The 16,179-nt window shown below is 68.3% G+C and carries 10 protein-coding genes; 1 reads left to right on the top strand and 9 read right to left on the bottom strand.

From position 1 onward, the window contains the following. Positions 1–67 precede the first annotated feature (67 nt). Both TK49_RS01545 and pdxR read right to left on the bottom strand, forming a co-directional pair. Complete coding sequence (locus TK49_RS01545; protein WP_045785145.1) at positions 68–3,628, bottom strand: indolepyruvate ferredoxin oxidoreductase family protein; 3,561 nt, start codon at positions 3,626–3,628, stop codon at positions 68–70. 338 nt (positions 3,629–3,966) lie between these two features. Further along, complete coding sequence (gene pdxR / locus TK49_RS01540; protein WP_045785144.1) at positions 3,967–5,466, bottom strand: MocR-like pyridoxine biosynthesis transcription factor PdxR; 1,500 nt, start codon at positions 5,464–5,466, stop codon at positions 3,967–3,969. 75 nt (positions 5,467–5,541) lie between these two features. On the opposite strand from pdxR, the gene TK49_RS01535 reads away from it, so the two are divergent. After that, positions 5,542–6,207: a pyridoxamine 5'-phosphate oxidase family protein gene (locus TK49_RS01535; protein ID WP_394372230.1), complete on the top strand. Its 666-nt coding sequence runs from the start codon at positions 5,542–5,544 to the stop codon at positions 6,205–6,207. 628 nt (positions 6,208–6,835) lie between these two features. On the opposite strand, the gene gspF is transcribed toward TK49_RS01535, so the two are convergent. The 7 genes from gspF to gspK form a co-directional block, all read right to left on the bottom strand. Next, positions 6,836–8,047, bottom strand: coding sequence for a type II secretion system inner membrane protein GspF (gene gspF / locus TK49_RS01530; RefSeq protein ID WP_045785143.1), 1,212 nt, complete (start codon positions 8,045–8,047; stop codon positions 6,836–6,838). Between the two features lie 11 nt (positions 8,048–8,058). Further along, positions 8,059–9,618 (bottom strand): type II secretion system ATPase GspE, encoded by a 1,560-nt coding sequence (gene gspE, locus TK49_RS01525; protein ID WP_045785142.1) that lies wholly within the window; start codon positions 9,616–9,618, stop codon positions 8,059–8,061. Positions 9,619–9,635: 17 nt separating this feature from the next. Further along, the gene (gspD, locus tag TK49_RS01520) at positions 9,636–12,053 is read right to left on the bottom strand and encodes a type II secretion system secretin GspD (protein ID WP_045785141.1); all 2,418 of its coding nucleotides are present in this window, start codon (positions 12,051–12,053) and stop codon (positions 9,636–9,638) included. Between the two features lie 36 nt (positions 12,054–12,089). Next, entirely contained in the window at positions 12,090–12,932 is an 843-nt protein-coding gene (locus TK49_RS01515) for a type II secretion system protein N (RefSeq protein ID WP_045785140.1), read from the bottom strand. Positions 12,933–12,948: 16 nt separating this feature from the next. Further along, complete coding sequence (gene gspM, locus TK49_RS01510) at positions 12,949–13,509, bottom strand: type II secretion system protein GspM (RefSeq protein WP_045785139.1); 561 nt, start codon at positions 13,507–13,509, stop codon at positions 12,949–12,951. A gap of 10 nt (positions 13,510–13,519) precedes the next feature. Then, positions 13,520–14,938, bottom strand: a complete 1,419-nt coding sequence (gene gspL, locus TK49_RS01505; protein ID WP_045785138.1) for a type II secretion system protein GspL — start codon at positions 14,936–14,938, stop codon at positions 13,520–13,522. A 170-nt stretch (positions 14,939–15,108) separates the two neighbouring features. Continuing rightward, positions 15,109–16,179, bottom strand: coding sequence for a type II secretion system minor pseudopilin GspK (gene gspK, locus TK49_RS01500; RefSeq protein ID WP_045785137.1), 1,071 nt, complete (start codon positions 16,177–16,179; stop codon positions 15,109–15,111).

Raw genomic sequence — 16,179 nt, 5'->3', positions numbered from 1 at the left:
ACGCATCAAGAAAAACGGAGGCCGAAGCCTCCGTTTTTTATTGGCGATGCCGAACGCTTGGCGCCGATCAGGCCGCCTGCTGTGCCGCCGCCGGATCGCGCCACTGGGCCAGCAGCTTGTTCCAGCGGATGCGCGCCGCAGCCAGGTTGGCCTCCTTCACATGGCCGAAGCCGCGGATGTCCTCCGGCAGACGAGCCAGTTCCACGGCTTGGGCCAGCTTTTGCGCCGTCAGGCCCTGCACCAGTTCATCGACCAGCGCGCGGTATTCGCCGATCAGCGCGCGCTCGGTGCGGCGTTCTTCGGTCTTGCCGAAGATGTCGAGCGCCGTGCCGCGCAGGCCCTTGAGCTTGGCGAGCAGCTTGAAGATGCGCATCGTGTTCGGGCCAAAGCGTTGCTTGACCAGGTGGCCCTTCTCGTCACGCTTGGCCGTCATGGGCGGCGCGAGCCAGAAGTTGAGCTGGTAGTCGCGGCCGGGTTCGCCTTCGAACTGCGCGCGCAGCTTGTCGAGGAAGGCCGGATCGGTGTACAGACGGGCGACTTCGTATTCGTCCTTGTACGCCATCAGCTTCGACAGGTTGCGCACCACCGCTTCCGTGAGCGCCAGCGGCTGGCCGGCCCCCACCACGGCGGCCTCTGCTGCACGCACGCGCTCGACCACCGCGCGGAATTCAGCGGCATACGCGGCGTTCTGGTATGCGGTCAGCAGATCGACGCGGCGGGCGATCAGCGTGTCGAGCGAGGGCAGGGCGATGACGTCGGCCTTGGCACGCGGTGCGTCGCCTGCCAGCTTGAGCACCGCCTCGCGGTCTTGCGCCAGGTGGCGGCCCCATTCGAACGCGGTCTTGTTCTTCTCGACGGCGACGCCGTTGAGCTCGATCGCGCGGATGAGCGCGTCGTGCGTCAGCGGAACCCAGCCCTTCTGCCATGCAAAGCCCAGCACCAGCGGGTTGGTGAAGATGGCATCGCCCAGCAGGCGCACGGCCAGCGTGTTGGCGTCTTCAAATGCGCAGGCATCGCCGACGGCCGCGCGGATGTCCGCCTCGGCCGAGCTGCCCGGGAAGCGCCAGTTCGGGTTCTTGATGAAGTCGGCCGTGGGCGATGCGGTGCTGTTGATGATGGCGCGCGTCCGGCCGTGCTGCACCTTCGACAGCACTTCGTCCGACGCCGACACAATCGCGTCGCAGCCGATCACGAGGTCCGCCTCGCCCATGGCGATGCGCGTGGCGTGTATCGAATCGGGGCGCTCGCCGATCTGCACATGCGAGAGCACCGCGCCGCCTTTCTGCGCCAGGCCCGCCATGTCGAGCACGGTCACGCCCTTGCCTTCGATGTGCGCGGCCATGCCGAGCAGGCCGCCGATCGTCACCACGCCTGTGCCGCCGACGCCGGTTACCAGCACGCCATACGCGCGGTGGATGGCCGGCAGCTCAGGATGCGGCAGCAGCGGCAGGCCGTCCATCGACACGCCGTGCGACTCCGGCTTGCGCACCTGCGCGCCTTCTGCCGTCACGAAGCTCGGGCAGAAGCCGTTCACGCACGAAAAGTCCTTGTTGCACGACGACTGGTTGATCTTGCGCTTCGTGCCCAGCTCCGTTTCCAGCGGCTCGACCGACAGGCAGTTCGACTTGACCGAGCAATCGCCGCAGCCTTCGCACACGGCGTCGTTGATGAACGCCCGGCGTGCCGGATCGGCCATCGTGCCGCGCTTGCGGCGACGGCGCTTCTCGGTCGCGCAGGTCTGGTCGTAGATCAGCACGCTGGTGCCCGGCACCTCGCGCAGCTCGCGCTGGATGGCATCGAGGCGATCGCGGTGATGCACCGTTACGCCTTCCGGGAGCTTGATGGCGGCGTTGTACTTCTCCGGCTCGTCCGTGACGATGACGATGCGCGACGTGCCTTCGGCGTAGACCTGCGCGGCGATCTGCGGGACGGAAAGCGGGCCGTCGACCGGCTGCCCGCCCGTCATGGCCACGGCGTCGTTGTAGAGGATCTTGTAGGTGATGTTCACCTTGGCTGCAATCGACGCGCGGATCGCCAGGAGGCCCGAGTGGTAGTACGTGCCGTCGCCGAGGTTGGCGAACACGTGCTGGTCGCCCGAGAACGGCATCTGGCCGATCCACGCCACGCCTTCGCCGCCCATCTGGCTGAAGGTGTCGGTGCGGCGGTCCATCCACACGGTCATGTAGTGGCAGCCGATGCCGGCCAGCGCGCGCGAGCCTTCCGGCACGTTGGTCGACGTGTTGTGCGGGCAGCCCGAGCAGAACCACGGCTTGCGCTCGGCGGTGATGCGCGGCTTGGCGAGCGCCTTCTCCTTGGCGTCGATGATGGCGATGCGCGCGGCAATGCGGGCGCGCACGTCCGAGGGCAGCTCGAACTTCTCCAGGCGCGTGGCGATGGCGCGCGCGATGAGTGCCGGCGACAGTTCGTAATGCGCGGGCAGCAGCCAGTTGGCCATCGGCACCGACCATTCGCCGCCCGCGTTGTCGCGCTCGTCAAACTTGCCGTACACGCGCGGACGCACGTCGTCGCGGTAGTTGTACAACTCTTCCTTGAGTTGGTATTCGAGGATCTGGCGCTTCTCTTCCACCACCAGGATTTCCTGCAGGCCTTCGGCAAAGGCGCGAGCGCCCTGGGCCTCGAGCGGCCACACGCAGCCGACCTTGTACAGGCGGATGCCGATGCGGCGGCAGGTGTCCTCATCGAGGCCGAGATCGACCAGCGCCTGGCGCACGTCCAGGTACGCCTTGCCGGCGGTCATGATGCCGAAGCGGGCCTGCGGCGAATCGAGCACCACGCGGTCGAGCTTGTTGGCGCGCACGTAGGCGAGGCCGGCATACCACTTGTAGTCGAGCAGCCGGGCTTCCTGCACCAGCGGCGGATCGGGCCAGCGGATGTTCAGGCCGCCCTGGGGCATGACGAAGTCTTCGGGCAGGAGGATCTGCGCACGGTGCGGATCCACATCCACCGAGGCGGACGATTCCACCACATCCGTCACGCACTTCATGGCCACCCACAGGCCGGAGTACCGGCTCATCGCCCAGCCGTGCAGGCCGTAGTCGAGGTACTCCTGCACGTTCGACGGATACAGCACCGGAATGCCGGCCGCCTTGAAGACGTGCTCGGACTGGTGCGCCAGCGTGGACGACTTGGCGGCGTGGTCGTCGCCTGCCAGCACCAGCACGCCGCCATGCGCGGACGAGCCGGCCGAGTTGGCATGCTTGAACACGTCGATCGTCCGGTCGACGCCCGGCCCCTTGCCGTACCACATGCCGAACACGCCGCTGAACTTGGCATTCGGATACAGATTCACCTGCTGCGAGCCCCAGACCGCCGTCGCGGCCAAGTCTTCGTTGAGCCCCGCCTGGAAGACGATGTTGTGCCCGGCGAGATGCTTCTTGGCCTTCCACAAGGCCTGGTCCAGCGCACCCAGCGGCGAGCCGCGGTAGCCGGAGATGAAGCCCGCCGTGTTCAGCCCAGCGGCGCGGTCGCGCTCCTGCTGCAGCATCGGCAGACGCACCAGTGCCTGCGTGCCGCTGATGTAAATGCGGCCACGCTCGAGCGTGTACTTGTCGTCCAGGGAAACGGTTTCGAGCGCGCGGCGTAGCGCGTCGTTCAGAGGGGCATTCATGCGTGCTCCGTGTGGGTGTGCCGGGATCACCAGCAGCAGGTCTCTTTTGATGCCGCCCCCGCCGTTTCTTGTGGAAACCGGAGGACAGCCGTGGGTCTGGGCATCGTAGCACTGCGTGACACGCGCAACACCGTGCAACGCAGCAAGAACGGGGGTGGGTTTTCCCGAGGTTGCGGCGTTTTCGGCACAGAAGTGGCGCATTGGACGGGGCAGCCACACCGATGTTGCAGCGCATGCAACGCCTGACGCGACAAGCGCCGTGCACGGCGAAGCGCGCCGACAAGCCGCGTCTGCCTGGACGAATGTGGTTGCCGCCGTTCTGTCGGATGCCCCGGCCTTCAGCGCCTCATCGCCGCATCGGATCGGGCGGCGGCGACCTGTTCAATCACGTCGCGCATGCGCAGGACCAGGCCGTCCATCGCCGCGGCAGGCACATTGCCGTAGCCGAGCACCAGGCCGTTGTACTGCGGACTGAACGTGCCGGGCAGACAGAAGCGCGACAGCGGCCGCAGCACCATGCCGCGTTCGCGCGCGGCGCGGCTGACGTCGGTGTCGGCCACGGGCGCATCGAGCCGTGCGGACAGGTGCATGCCGCCCGCACCGCCCGACACCGTCACGATGCCTTGCAGATGGCGCTCGATGGCCGCCTGCAGCGCGTCGCGGCGCTCGCCGTACAAGCGGCGCATGCGCCGCAGGTGCCGCGTGAAATGCCCGGCCTCGATGAATTCAGCCAGCGCCAGCTGGTCGGCCACGCGCCCGCGCAGCATCAGCGCACCCGCCGTCTTCTGCAGCGCGGGCACGAGGGCTGGCGGCACCACCATGTAGCCGAGCCGAAGCGCTGGGAACAGCATCTTGCTGAACGTGCCGAGGTAGATGACGGGGGCATCGGCGGTGAGGCCCTGGACGGCGGACAGCGGTGCGCCCGTGTGGCGGAATTCGCTGTCGTAATCGTCTTCGATGATCCACGCGCCGGCCGCGCGGGCATGCTGGATGAGCGCAAGGCGCCGCTCCAGGCTCATCACGGCGCCCAGCGGGTACTGGTGCGACGGCGTGATGTAGATGAGCTTCGGGGGCGTGCGGCGCCAGTCGCCCTCGTGCGGGGCAAGGCCGTCGGCGTCCACACCGATCGGCACCAGCCGCAGATCGGCGGCCTGCAGGGCGGCACGTGCCCCGTAGTAGCCGGGGTTCTCGATCCAGGCGGTGTCGCCCGCATCGGCCAGCGTGCGTCCGCACAGGTCCAGGCTGTTCTGCGTGCCGTCGGTGATGAACACCTGCGCCGCGTCGCACCGCACGCCGCGCGAAACACGCAGGTATTCCGCCACCGCCTGCCGCAGCGCCACGTTGCCTTCCACCGGGCCGTAGCCCATCTGGCCAGGCCCGATACGACGCCAGCCGCGCTCGATGCAGCGCCGCCACTGCGCGAGCGGAAATTCATCGAGCGCCGGCGTGCCAGGCAGGAATGGCAGGGGGTCGTCCATGCCGCCGCGCGGGCGCTCGAGCTCGCGCACGCGGTTCGACAGCACGGGCGACATCTCGGTCGCCTGCACGGGCGGTTGCTGCAACCCCACGCGAGCGACCACCGTGCCCTGCCGCCGGGTCAGCACAAAGCCCTCCGCGGCCAATTGCTCGTAGGCATACAGCACCGAATTGCGGGCGATACCGAGTTCTTCGGCCAGCGTGCGCGAGGGCGCCAGGCGCGTGCCTTCTTCGATCTGCCCGCTCAGGATGGCCGCGCGCAGGCACGCATACAGGCGATGCTGCTGCGACATGCGGGCACCCTCGCCGTTGCCGCGCGCGGCTGTGCGCTCGTAGTTCGACAGCAGGACGCCGTAATCCATCGTGGCTCCAGGAATGTGCGTTCAGGTGGGTCTACGCATGGTGCCACGCTTTTTCTATCGTCGGCAGACCAATGCATGACCGACAGCCCTGCCATGACGAACGAAGCCACCGCACCGACCGCACGCACGCGCGTGCGCCGTGTCGCCCACCGCGGCCACTACGACCGCACCACCCTGCATGCCATCCTGGACGCGGCGTACGTCTGCCACATCGCGTTCGCGGACGAGCATGGCGTGCATTGCATCCCCACCGCCTGCTGGCGCGAGGGCGATCATCTTTACGTCCACGGCTCCAACGGCAGCCGCATGCTCAGGCTCGCCGCCGGCGGCGCGCAGGTGTGCGTGACGGTGACGCACCTGGACGGGCTGGTGCTGGCACGGTCCGCGTTCAACCATTCGATGAACTACCGCTCGGCGGTGGTCTACGGCGCGTTCGAGGTGGTGCCTGACGAGCAGAAGCCTGCCGTGCTGAATGCCTTCATGGAGTTTCTTGCGCCGGGGCGCTCGCAGGAAGCGCGTGCCGGCAACGCCAAGGAGCTTGCGGCTACGACCGTGTTGCGTATCTCGCTGGACGAAGCGGCCTGCAAGGTGCGTACGGGCGGGCCGAAGGATGATGTGGAGGATCTGGCGTTGCCCGTGTGGGCGGGGGTGTTGCCGATGGCGTTGGTGCCGTTGGCGCCGGTGGTGGAGGCTGCGCCTGTGGGGACGCCTGTGTATGTGCGGGAGTGGGGGAGGGAGTGAGGGGCGCGTTGGTTTTGTTGTTTGTGGTGCATCCCTTGTATCGTCCCCTGCCGGGGCCGACTTACTTTTCTTTGTCTTGCCAAAGAAAAGTAAGCAAAAGAAAGGCGCGCCCGAGATGGCGACCCCCTCCTTGGATTTTTGTAACCGTGCGGAGACGGGAAAAACTCGCTTCGCTCAGACAGTTTCCCGTCTTTTTTCCGCCCGCTTACAAAAATCCAAGGCGCCATCTAGGGCAGGAACGTCAAAGGCCACACCGACGGTGTGCTGGCCTGGGCTGCACTGGTTTGCTGCTGTTGTTGCTCGCTTTGCTTCGCGTTGTGTTGTTGGTGCCTGCTGCACTCGTGGTCGATGGTTTGGCCTTTCCCTGCCCTATGCGGCGCCTTGAATTTGTGTTGCAAGGAGGAAAAAGGAAGGGAAACTGTTTGAGCGAAGCGAGTTTTTCCCTTCCCCTCCTTGCGACATAAATTCAAGGAGGGGGTCGCCGGATCGGGCGCGCCTTTCTTTGCTTACTTTCTTTGGCAAGACAAAGAAAGTGAGTCGCCCCCGGCAGGGGGAGAAACAAGGGATGCACCACAAGAACCCGCCCCCGCAGGGAAACACACCAAGAGATGCACCCCCAACAGAAAAGTCAGTGCACCAATTGATTGATCTCGATGATGGGCATCAACACCGCCAGAACAATCAGCAGCACCACCACCCCCATCGTCAGGATCAGCGCGGGTTCCAGCAGCCCGGTCAGGAACAGGGTCCGGCGTTCCAGCTCCTGCGCTTCTCCCTGAGCGGCGCGCTCGAGCATGGCAGGCAGGTTGCCCGTCGCCTCGCCGGAGCGGATCAAATGCACCAGCACCGGCGGAAACTGGTTCTGTGCCGCCAACGCCCGCGCCAGCGATGTCCCCTCGCGCACGCGCGTCGACGCATCCTCCACGTTCGTCTTGAGGGCGACGTTGTTCAGCGTCTCGCCCGCCGCCTGCAGCCCGCGGAGGATCGGCACGCCGGCGCTGGTCAGGATCGCGAGCGTGCTCGCAAACCGCGCCGTGTTGTACCCGCGGACGAGCTTGCCGAACAGCGGCGCGGTCAGCAGCCATCTGTGCCACGACAGCCGCAACGCCGGCTGCTGGAGCAGGTTGCGGACAAGCACGCCCACTGCCGCCAGCACGATCGCGGACAGCCACCCCCAGTTGCGCACGAAGTCCGACAGCCACAGCATGATGATCGTGAGCGTTGGCAGCTTCTGCTTGGTGTTGGCAAACACGCTCACCACCTGCGGCACCACGTACGACAGCAGGAAGATCACGATCGCAAACGCCACGACCGTCACGATGGCCGGATACGTAAACGCCAGCTTGATCTTGGACGTGAGCGCGTTGCGGCTCTCGATGTAGTCCGCCAGGCGCGAGAGCACGAGGCCGAGGTTGCCGGAGTGCTCCCCCGCGGAAACGAGCGCGCGGTAGATGTCCGGAAAATCCTTCGGATGCTGCGCCAGCGCCACCGACAGCGAACTGCCGCCCACCACCTCGGCGCGAATGGCGGCCAGCAATTCATGTACGTATGCACGCTCGGCTTGGTCGGCCAGTGCGGCCAGCGCTTCATCGAGCGGCAGTCCGGCGATCAGCAGGCTGGCAAGCTGGCGCGTGACGAGCGCGTTTTCCTGCGCAGACAGCCGCTTGCCGAAGCTGGACCCGCCGCGCTTGGTGGCCTGTGCGCCCAGCGCGTCCACCAGCAGCGGCGTCAGCCCGCGTGCACGCAGCAGCGTGCGCGCCTGGCGCGCGCTGTCGGCTTCGATGACGCCCTTGTCGGTCTTCCCGGTGGCGTCGGCGGCTTCGTAGCGGAAGGCTGGCATGCGCGACTCGCTCAATCGCGCGTGACGCGCAGCACTTCTTCCAGCGACGTGACGCCCGTGTCGATCCAGCGCTGCGCGTCGGCGCGCATGGTGTGCATGCCCTGCCCGATGGCGAAGGCCTTGATCTCGGATTCCGGGGCCTGGCGATGGATCATGGTCTGGATTTCGGGCGTGACGGTCAGCAGTTCATACACGCCGGTCCGGCCCTGGTAGCCGGAGTTGCTGCAACGCTCGCAACCGACGTGGTGCCACACCGACTTGCGCGCCGGCGTGGCCGGTGTCACGCCGTCGGCCACGGGCGTGCCGGCCACGGCTTCCACTTCTGCGGGCGTGAGTTCGAGCACTTCCTCGCGGCGGCAATGCACGCACAGGCGGCGCACCAGCCGCTGCGCCAGCACGCCCAGCAGCGACGACGACAGCAGGAACGGTTCGATCCCCATGTCGATCAGGCGCGTCACGGCCGATGCGGAATCGTTCGTGTGCAGCGTCGCCAGCACGAGGTGGCCCGTCAGCGAGGCCTGCACGGCAATCTGCGCGGTTTCCAGGTCGCGGATTTCCCCGATCATCACCACGTCCGGATCCTGGCGCAGGATGGCGCGCAGGGCCTTGGCGAAGGTCATGTCGATCTTCGGGTTGACCTGCGTCTGGCCGATGCCGTCGAGGTCGTATTCGATCGGGTCTTCCACCGTCATGATGTTGGTGGACGATGCGTCGAGCCGCGACAGCGCCGCGTACAGCGTGGTCGTCTTGCCCGAACCCGTGGGGCCGGTGACGAGCACGATGCCGTGCGGCTGGTTGATCAGGTGGTCGAAGCGCGCGAGCGTCTCGGCGCCCATGCCGAGCTTGCCCAGGTCGAGCCGGCCGGCCTCCTTGTCGAGCAGACGCAGCACCGCGCGCTCGCCGTGGCCGGTGGGCAGGGTGCTCACGCGCACGTCCACCGGGCGGCCGCCCACGCGCAGCGTGATGCGGCCGTCCTGCGGCAGGCGTTTCTCGGCGATGTCGAGCTGCGCCATGATCTTGATGCGCGAAATGAGCGCGCCGTGCAGCGCCTTCTTCGGGCGCACCACGTCGCGCAGCGTGCCGTCGACGCGAAAGCGCACCACCGAGGCGTTCTCGAACGGCTCGATGTGAATGTCCGATGCGCCTTCGCGCGCGGCCTGCGTAAGCAGCGCGTTGATCATGCGGATGATCGGCGCATCGTCTTCGGATTCGAGCAGGTCTTCCACGGCCGGAATGTCCTGCATCAGGCGCGAGAGATCCACTTCGCCTTCCACTTCGCCCACCACCTGGGCGGCGCTGCCGTCCTGCGCGTTGTAGGCGGTCTGCGTGGCCGCCGAGAGCGCCGCGGCATCAAGCGTCACCAGATGCAGCGCGCCGAACACGCGGCCGAGTTCGGCCAGCGCCGTGCGGGAGGTTTCCGGGCAGACCCACACTTCGAGCGTATCGACATCCTGTCGCGCCACGAGCAGCTTGGCGTCGCGCGCAAATGCGTACGGCACCAGCCGCACGGCCGACTGCGAGGGCGGCTCGAGGGTGCGGGCATCGGTGATGGGAGCTTGGGTCGTGGCCATATCGTTCTCAGCCGCTCTTAGCCACCATTACGCGGCGCGTTGCTGTCGTAGCCACCGGACGTGGGCGCCGCGAAGTTCTGCAGGCGTGGTTGGCTGCGTGTGGTCGACTGCGGCATCGGCAGGGGGGCGCCCGGCGGCACCTGCACGCCCGGGGCGCTTTTCGGCACGACCGACACATCGCCGTAGTTGGGGGCGGGGCGCACCGTCTCGGGGGCGGGCAGCACCGGCGTGTCCTTGTCGGATGTGGTCGGCAGCCAGTTGGGCGAGACGAAGCCCTGCTGGGTCTCGCGCATGTAGTTGTAGCGGTTGTCGGACAGTGCGCCGGTGGCTTCTGCCGTGCGCAGGATGATCGGGCGCAGGAAGACCAGCAGGTTGGTCTTCTTGCGCTGCTTGGTCTCGGAGCGGAACAGCGCCCCCAGGATGGGGATGTCGCCCAGGCCCGGCACCTTCTGCTCGCCGTCCTGGTAGTTGTCTTCGAGCAGGCCCCCGAGCACGACGATCTGGCCGTCGTTGGCCAGCACGTTGGTCTCGATCGAACGCACGTTGGTCGTCGGGCCCTGCACGGCGTTCTGCGTGCCGTTCACCACGGCGGAGGACTCCTGGAAGATCTGCATCTTCACCAGCCCGCCATCGGTGATCTGCGGCTTGACGCGCAGCGTGATGCCGACGTCCTTGCGGTCGAACGTCTGGAACGGCGTGACCGAGGCGGCGCTGCCCGTCTGTGCGTACGCACCGGTGGTGATCGGCACGTTCTGGCCGATGAGAATCTTCGCCTCTTCGTTGTCGAGCGTGATCAGGTTGGGCGTGGACAGCACGTTGACCGAGCCGTCCGAACCCAGCGCCGAGAGGATCGCGCCGAGCCCCGTGCTCTTGTTGAACACGCCAAAGTTGCCGCCGTTGAGCCCGGACACGTTGCTGCCGGTGATGGTGCCGATGGCCGTCTGCGCCGCCGTGCTGCCGATGCCGCCGCTGCCCACCGTGGCCGCAATCGCACCGAGGTTCAGGATGTTGCCCACGCCGCTGCCGAAGTTCGTGCCGCCAAAGCCGTAGGTGTTGGGCCCGCCCGCGCCGACCATCCACTGGATGCCGAGCTGCGAGGCCTTGTCCGACGTGACCTCCACGATCATCGATTCGATGTAGACCTGCGCGCGGCGTGCGTCGAGGTCGTCGATCACGGCGCGCAGGTTGCGGTAGACCGGCTCGCTGGCGGTGATGATGAGCGCGTTGGTGGCCGGGTCGGCCTGGATGATGCCGCCGGTGGCGGGCGTGTTGTTCTGCCCGAACGACGCGCGGAACGACGAGTTGCCGCTGCCCATGCCGCTGCCCGAGCCGGCGTTGCCGTAATTGCTGTTCTGCGTGTTCTGGTTGAACTGCGAGCCCGTCGTGCTGCCCGTCGGCTGCGAGGTGGCGCCCTGCGCGGCGCTCTGGCCGCCCGGGCCGGTGGCGGCGGAGGCCGACAGCGTGGCGTCCGCCGCGACGATGGCGCGCAGCGTGGTCGCCAGCTGCACGGCGTTGGCGTTCTTGAGCGGCACCACCCAGATGTTGCCGGGGCGTGCAGCGGGCATGTCGAGCTTGGCGATGAGCTGCTTGGCCTGCGCGAGGCGCGCGGCGCTGGAGGCGCGGACCATCACGCTGTTCGAGCGCGGCTCGGCCACCACCGACGTGCGCAGGCTCGGGTCGGACAAGGCCGCACCGGCGCCTGCACCGCCCGCGCCACCGGCCGACGGGTCGAGCAGCTTCTGCAGCGTGGCCGCCACGTCGATGGCCACGGCGTTCTTCAGCGGAATCAGCTCGGTCTCGCCCGCGGCCGGCGTGTCGATCGACGCGATGATGCGGCCGATGCGGCGCAGGTTGTCGGCGTAGTCGGTAATGACGAGCGTGTTGTTGGCCGGGTAAGCGGTGATGGTGTTGTTCGGCGCGATCATCGGGCGCAGCACCGGCACCAGGTTGTTGGCCGATTCGTGCTGCAGGCGGAAGACCTGCGTGACGACCTGCTCGCCGCCGCGCGCGCCCGCGTTGCCCACGGGGGAGCCCTGCAGCTTGGCGTCGGCTTCCGGCACGACTTTGGTGAACCCATTGCCCTCGACGATCGCATAGCCCTGCATGCGCAGGATCGAGCCGAGCGATTCCAGCGCCTGCGCGCGCGTCACCGGCTTCTCGGTGACGAGGTTGACGGTGCCCTTGACGCGCGGGTCGACGATGAAGTTCTTGCCGGTGGCCTGGCCCACCGCCTTGACGACCGAATCCAGATCGGCGTTGACGAAGTTGAGCGAGACCTCGTCCCCCGGATTGCCGGGGTTGCCGCTCTGCGCTGAGGTGGCGCTGGGCGGCGCGGCATAGACGGGCATCGAGCCGGCCACCATCGCTGCGCAACATGCCAGGACGATGGCGCGGACGGCGGGTCGGGAAGAGGCGTTGTGCATGGTCTCGTTCATGGTTGTCGGCGCGCTGGCTCGCACGCCGGCGTTCGGTCAAAAGCGTAGTCGATGGTGCGACCCGTCACGCGGGCCCAGCAGGCTCAACAGGCCGATCAGTTGTGGTTCCGACTCCGGCGTGGCACTGGCCACGCCGTCAAAATGTGCGCCTCGGCCAAGCGTACCCTGGCCCTGCAGGGACAGCGGCCCGGCCAGCGTGGACAGGGACAGCTGCATCGGCCCGCCCGCCACGCCGCCAAACGACACCACGGCCTGGTAGCTGCCCAGCGGCCGCACGCGGCTGAGGCTGGATGATACCTGCTCGAGCGTGACGGTCAGCGCGCCCTGGGCGGTGTCCGGCTGGCCTTTGCCGCGCCCGAACTGGCCCGACAGCGGCGTCCATTGCGCGCGCAGCCGGCCGTCCAGGTTCAGCGTGTTGAACGGCGCGCCGATGCCCTGCAGCAGCGAGGCGGGCAGCGTCATCGCGCCCGCTTCGGCCTCCCAATGGCCGGGCGACACCGTCAACGTGACGGCCTTTTCCAGCGCCCGGTCGTGCGTGAGGTGCGCGCGCAGCGTGCCGGTCAGCAGCGGCAGCATGTCGATCGACCACGACAGCCGGCCGGGCAGCACGGTCGCGTCGGCGCCGCCGTTGCCGGCCGTGAGCGCCAGCGTGGCGCTGCCGTGCCATAGCGTGCCCTGGCTGTCGGCAAGCAGCACGCGCTGCCCGGTGGCGGCAGCCACGCGCTCGGCAGCCCACGCGGCCGGATACTGCATCACGACCGTCACGGCAACGGCGAGCAGCGCCGCGACGGCCCACAGCACGCTCCAGCCGAGGCCCGCGCGCTCGTCGGCGTCGGCACGGCGGCGCAGGCGCAGCGGCGGCAGCGATTCAATGCGCATCGGCACGGTCGGCTCGTCAGTGGCCGGCGGCGGCAGGGCCTTGCAGCGTCGCCGTCACGTTGACCAGGGCGGTGGCGCCCACGTACCTGATGCTCGCGTCGATCACCTTCATGCGCTGGGCCTGCCGCACTTCCTGCAGCCATTCGGCGACGGCGCCAAACGGCACCTTGTCGAGCTGCACCTGCACACTCTCGCCCGACATTGCCATCCGCGTGGCCTTCAGGCCGTGGTTGGCGAGGCTCGTGGTGAGCGCCTGCTGCAACTCGGCGCCGTGCGGCACGGGCGCGGCGGCAATGGCGGACAGCGCGCGCGCCTCCTGGCCGAGCGTTTCCATCTCGGCGAGCTGCGTGCGCATTTGCGGCAGCGCTTTCTCGATGCGGCGCTGGCCTTCGAAGGCGGGCTCCCAGAGCAGCAGATACAGGATGACCAGCAGCAGGATCACGCCGCCGCCGGCCAGGATGCGGCGCTCGCGCGGCTCGCGCTGGTTCCAGAACGTCGTGGCCGCATCGCGCACGGAATCCGGCACGCCAATGCGCGGCAGGCGGCGGGACGTGGAGGAGGGGGAGGAAGTCGCCATGTCGGAAGCGTTATTGGGCGATGGAGACCGTCCAGCGCGAGCCCGGCACGGTGGCTTCGGCGCCGCGCGGGGCCTCGGCCGCGTCCATGTTCAGGCCGACGTTGCGGGCCGCGGTGCGCAGGGCGGCGGTGTCGGTGCCGTCCTTGAGCGTGACGGTGAGCGCGCGGCCGTGGTAGTCGAGCGCGAGCAGCGCATCGGGCGCGAGGCCCGTGGCTGCCTGGGCAAAGCGATCGGCCAGCGGCAGGAAATCCTCGGGCGCCGATTTGCCGGCGGCCAGGCGAAGCTGCTCGACCTGGCGCCGCATCTGCGCGGGCGGGTCGAGGATCACCGGCGTATTCGGGAACGCCGTCTGCAGTTGCGCGCGCATGGCGGTATCGAGTCGCTTCTGCTCGGCGCGCAGCGTGAGCCAGCGCGCGTTCATGCCGATCAGCTGCACGGCCACGATGAGCACGGCCAGCGCGATGGGCAGGCGCCACAGGCTCCAGTCCATGCCGGCCACGCCGCCGCGTGCAAAGTCGAACTGGCAGAGATCGGCTTCGCCTGAGGCGAGGGCGTCGCGGGCGCCGGCGGCCCAGGTGGACCAGTCCAGCGTGGCGGTGGCCGGGTCTGCCGAGAGGCCGGGGGCCAGCGCGCGCAACGCGGGCGAGACCATCAGCGTGGCCGGCGTGGGCGCAATGGCGAGCCAGTTGGCGACGTTTGCCGGCAGCAGGCGCAGGCCATAGCCCTCGGCAGGGCCGGTGCGTACGGTGATGTCGACCGCGACGGGCGCGTCCGGGTCCGTCGGCGGTGCCGCGTCGAGTGCGATGGTGGCCGGGGCGACGGGCGCTGCTGCCGCCACCGCAGGCACCTCGGCAGGCGCATCGAGCGACGGCTCCGCGCGCACGAGCTCGCCCGCCGCTTCCGCAGTCGGCGCGGGCACCGGGGCGGCCGTTTCAAACGGTACACAAAGCTGCGCAGGCAACAGATGGCACGTGCGGTGTTTGTGCACGGCGAAGGTATCCAGGATGAAGCGCACCCATGCCCGGTCGGCAATCATCAGCGCGCGCGACTGCGGCTCGCGCGGCGCGCGCCAGCCGCGGGCCGGTGCCGCACGCAGGCGCGGGCCCAGGGCGATATGGCATTGCTGCGCGTCCTGCACGAGGCGGTCTTCCACGAGGTTGGGCAGGGCCAGGCGCAGCTTGGGCGTTGCCAGCGGCGGCACGTTGGCCGGCACCAGCAGCACGTCGGCGGCGGGCAGCAGCAGGATCAGGCGGTCGGCCCCGGGCAGCTCGTCGGGCCGCGACGTGCCTTCGCGCTGGATGCGCTGGGCGCCTTGCGCGCCTTCCTCGCGCACCAGCGCAAACGGCACGGAGGCCAGTGCCCCCGCCGACCAGCGTTCGGGCGATTGAATGGGCCGGTGCGGCAGGCGCACGTACAGGGAGGTCGTCAAACCGCTCCTCTATTGATTTTGAGAGTTTGGGTGCGGGCTATCCACGGAGCCGAGAGAGCCGTCCGCTCGCGCAAAACCCGCGATGCTGAACGATGCGGATGACAATACGGCGAAGGTCGGGGCCTGTCTATAACTGGCGGCTACACAAAAAGAGGGGTGTTGCAGCGTCGTCATGACGGAATCTCGTCGATACGGCGGACCCACACGATACGGGTGGCGGTATTGTTCACGGGGTCGCCGCGTGAAACAAGCGCCACTTCGCCGATCTGCGCACGCTCGTGGCGCGCCATCCCGTAGACCAGGAAATAGTGCGTCTGCACGTCGAGCAGGTTGGCCGCCGCCGTGGTGTCGGCCCCTGGCGCGATGCCGCGCAACTGGTTGGTGACGTCGCCGATGTTGCGGAAGTACGCGCGGTCGCGCGCCTGCACCAGCGCGCGTGCGCGGTCCAGCCCGAGGTTGGGGATCACGGCCGCCAGCACCTCGGCGCTGGCCGTGTTGGCGTTGATGGGCGTGCGCGTGGGCAGCACGATCACGTACGGGCGCAGCTTGCGTACGATGTCGGCGGTGTAGCCGGGAATCGTCAGCAGGCTGTCGGCGCTGTCGAGCGGGCGCGGGCCGTTGCTCGCTTCGCTGCCGCCCCCGCTGTCTTCGCCGCCTGGCTGGCCGCCCTGGCTTCCTTCAACGGACTGGAAACCGCCCATCATCTGCGCCAGGTACGTCGCCGTGACGTTGGCCAGGCTCGGGTCGATGTTGAGCGACTGCAGCAGCAGCCCATACGCCTTGATGCCGTCCTTGTCGCGCGCGGTGACGACGGTGCGCGCGCCCAGCGTCTGCATCGTCAGCAGGTTCATCAGGTTGAAGCGCGCCTGGGCATCGAAGATGCGGCCCGACAGGTACGAGGCCTCGCCGGCGGTATCGGTGCGCAGCGAGCTGCCGAGAAAGTCCGACAGCTTGGTCTCCTGGATCGGCACGGCCCACACCTCGCCGAGGTGGTCGACCGCGCCGGTGCGGCGTTGATCGTCGCGCAGGATCAGGCGCGCCCAGTCGATGCCCGCGCGGGCGATCCACGTGGCCTGTGCCTTGAGGCGCTGGTTCTCGACCGCGCGGATCTCCACCTGCTGGCGCCACAGCATGCCCGAGACGATCACCACCGCGAGCGTGACGACCAGCAGCGCGGTGATGATGGCCGCGCCGCGCTGGCGTGATCCACGCTGGGGCCGTCGACGGGAGCATCGCGCCAT

The sequence above is a fragment of the Ralstonia mannitolilytica genome (assembly GCF_000954135.1).
Lineage (GTDB): Bacteria > Pseudomonadota > Gammaproteobacteria > Burkholderiales > Burkholderiaceae > Ralstonia > Ralstonia mannitolilytica.
Note: the sequence above shows the minus strand (reverse complement) of the source record. Positions and strands in the feature narration are given on the sequence as shown.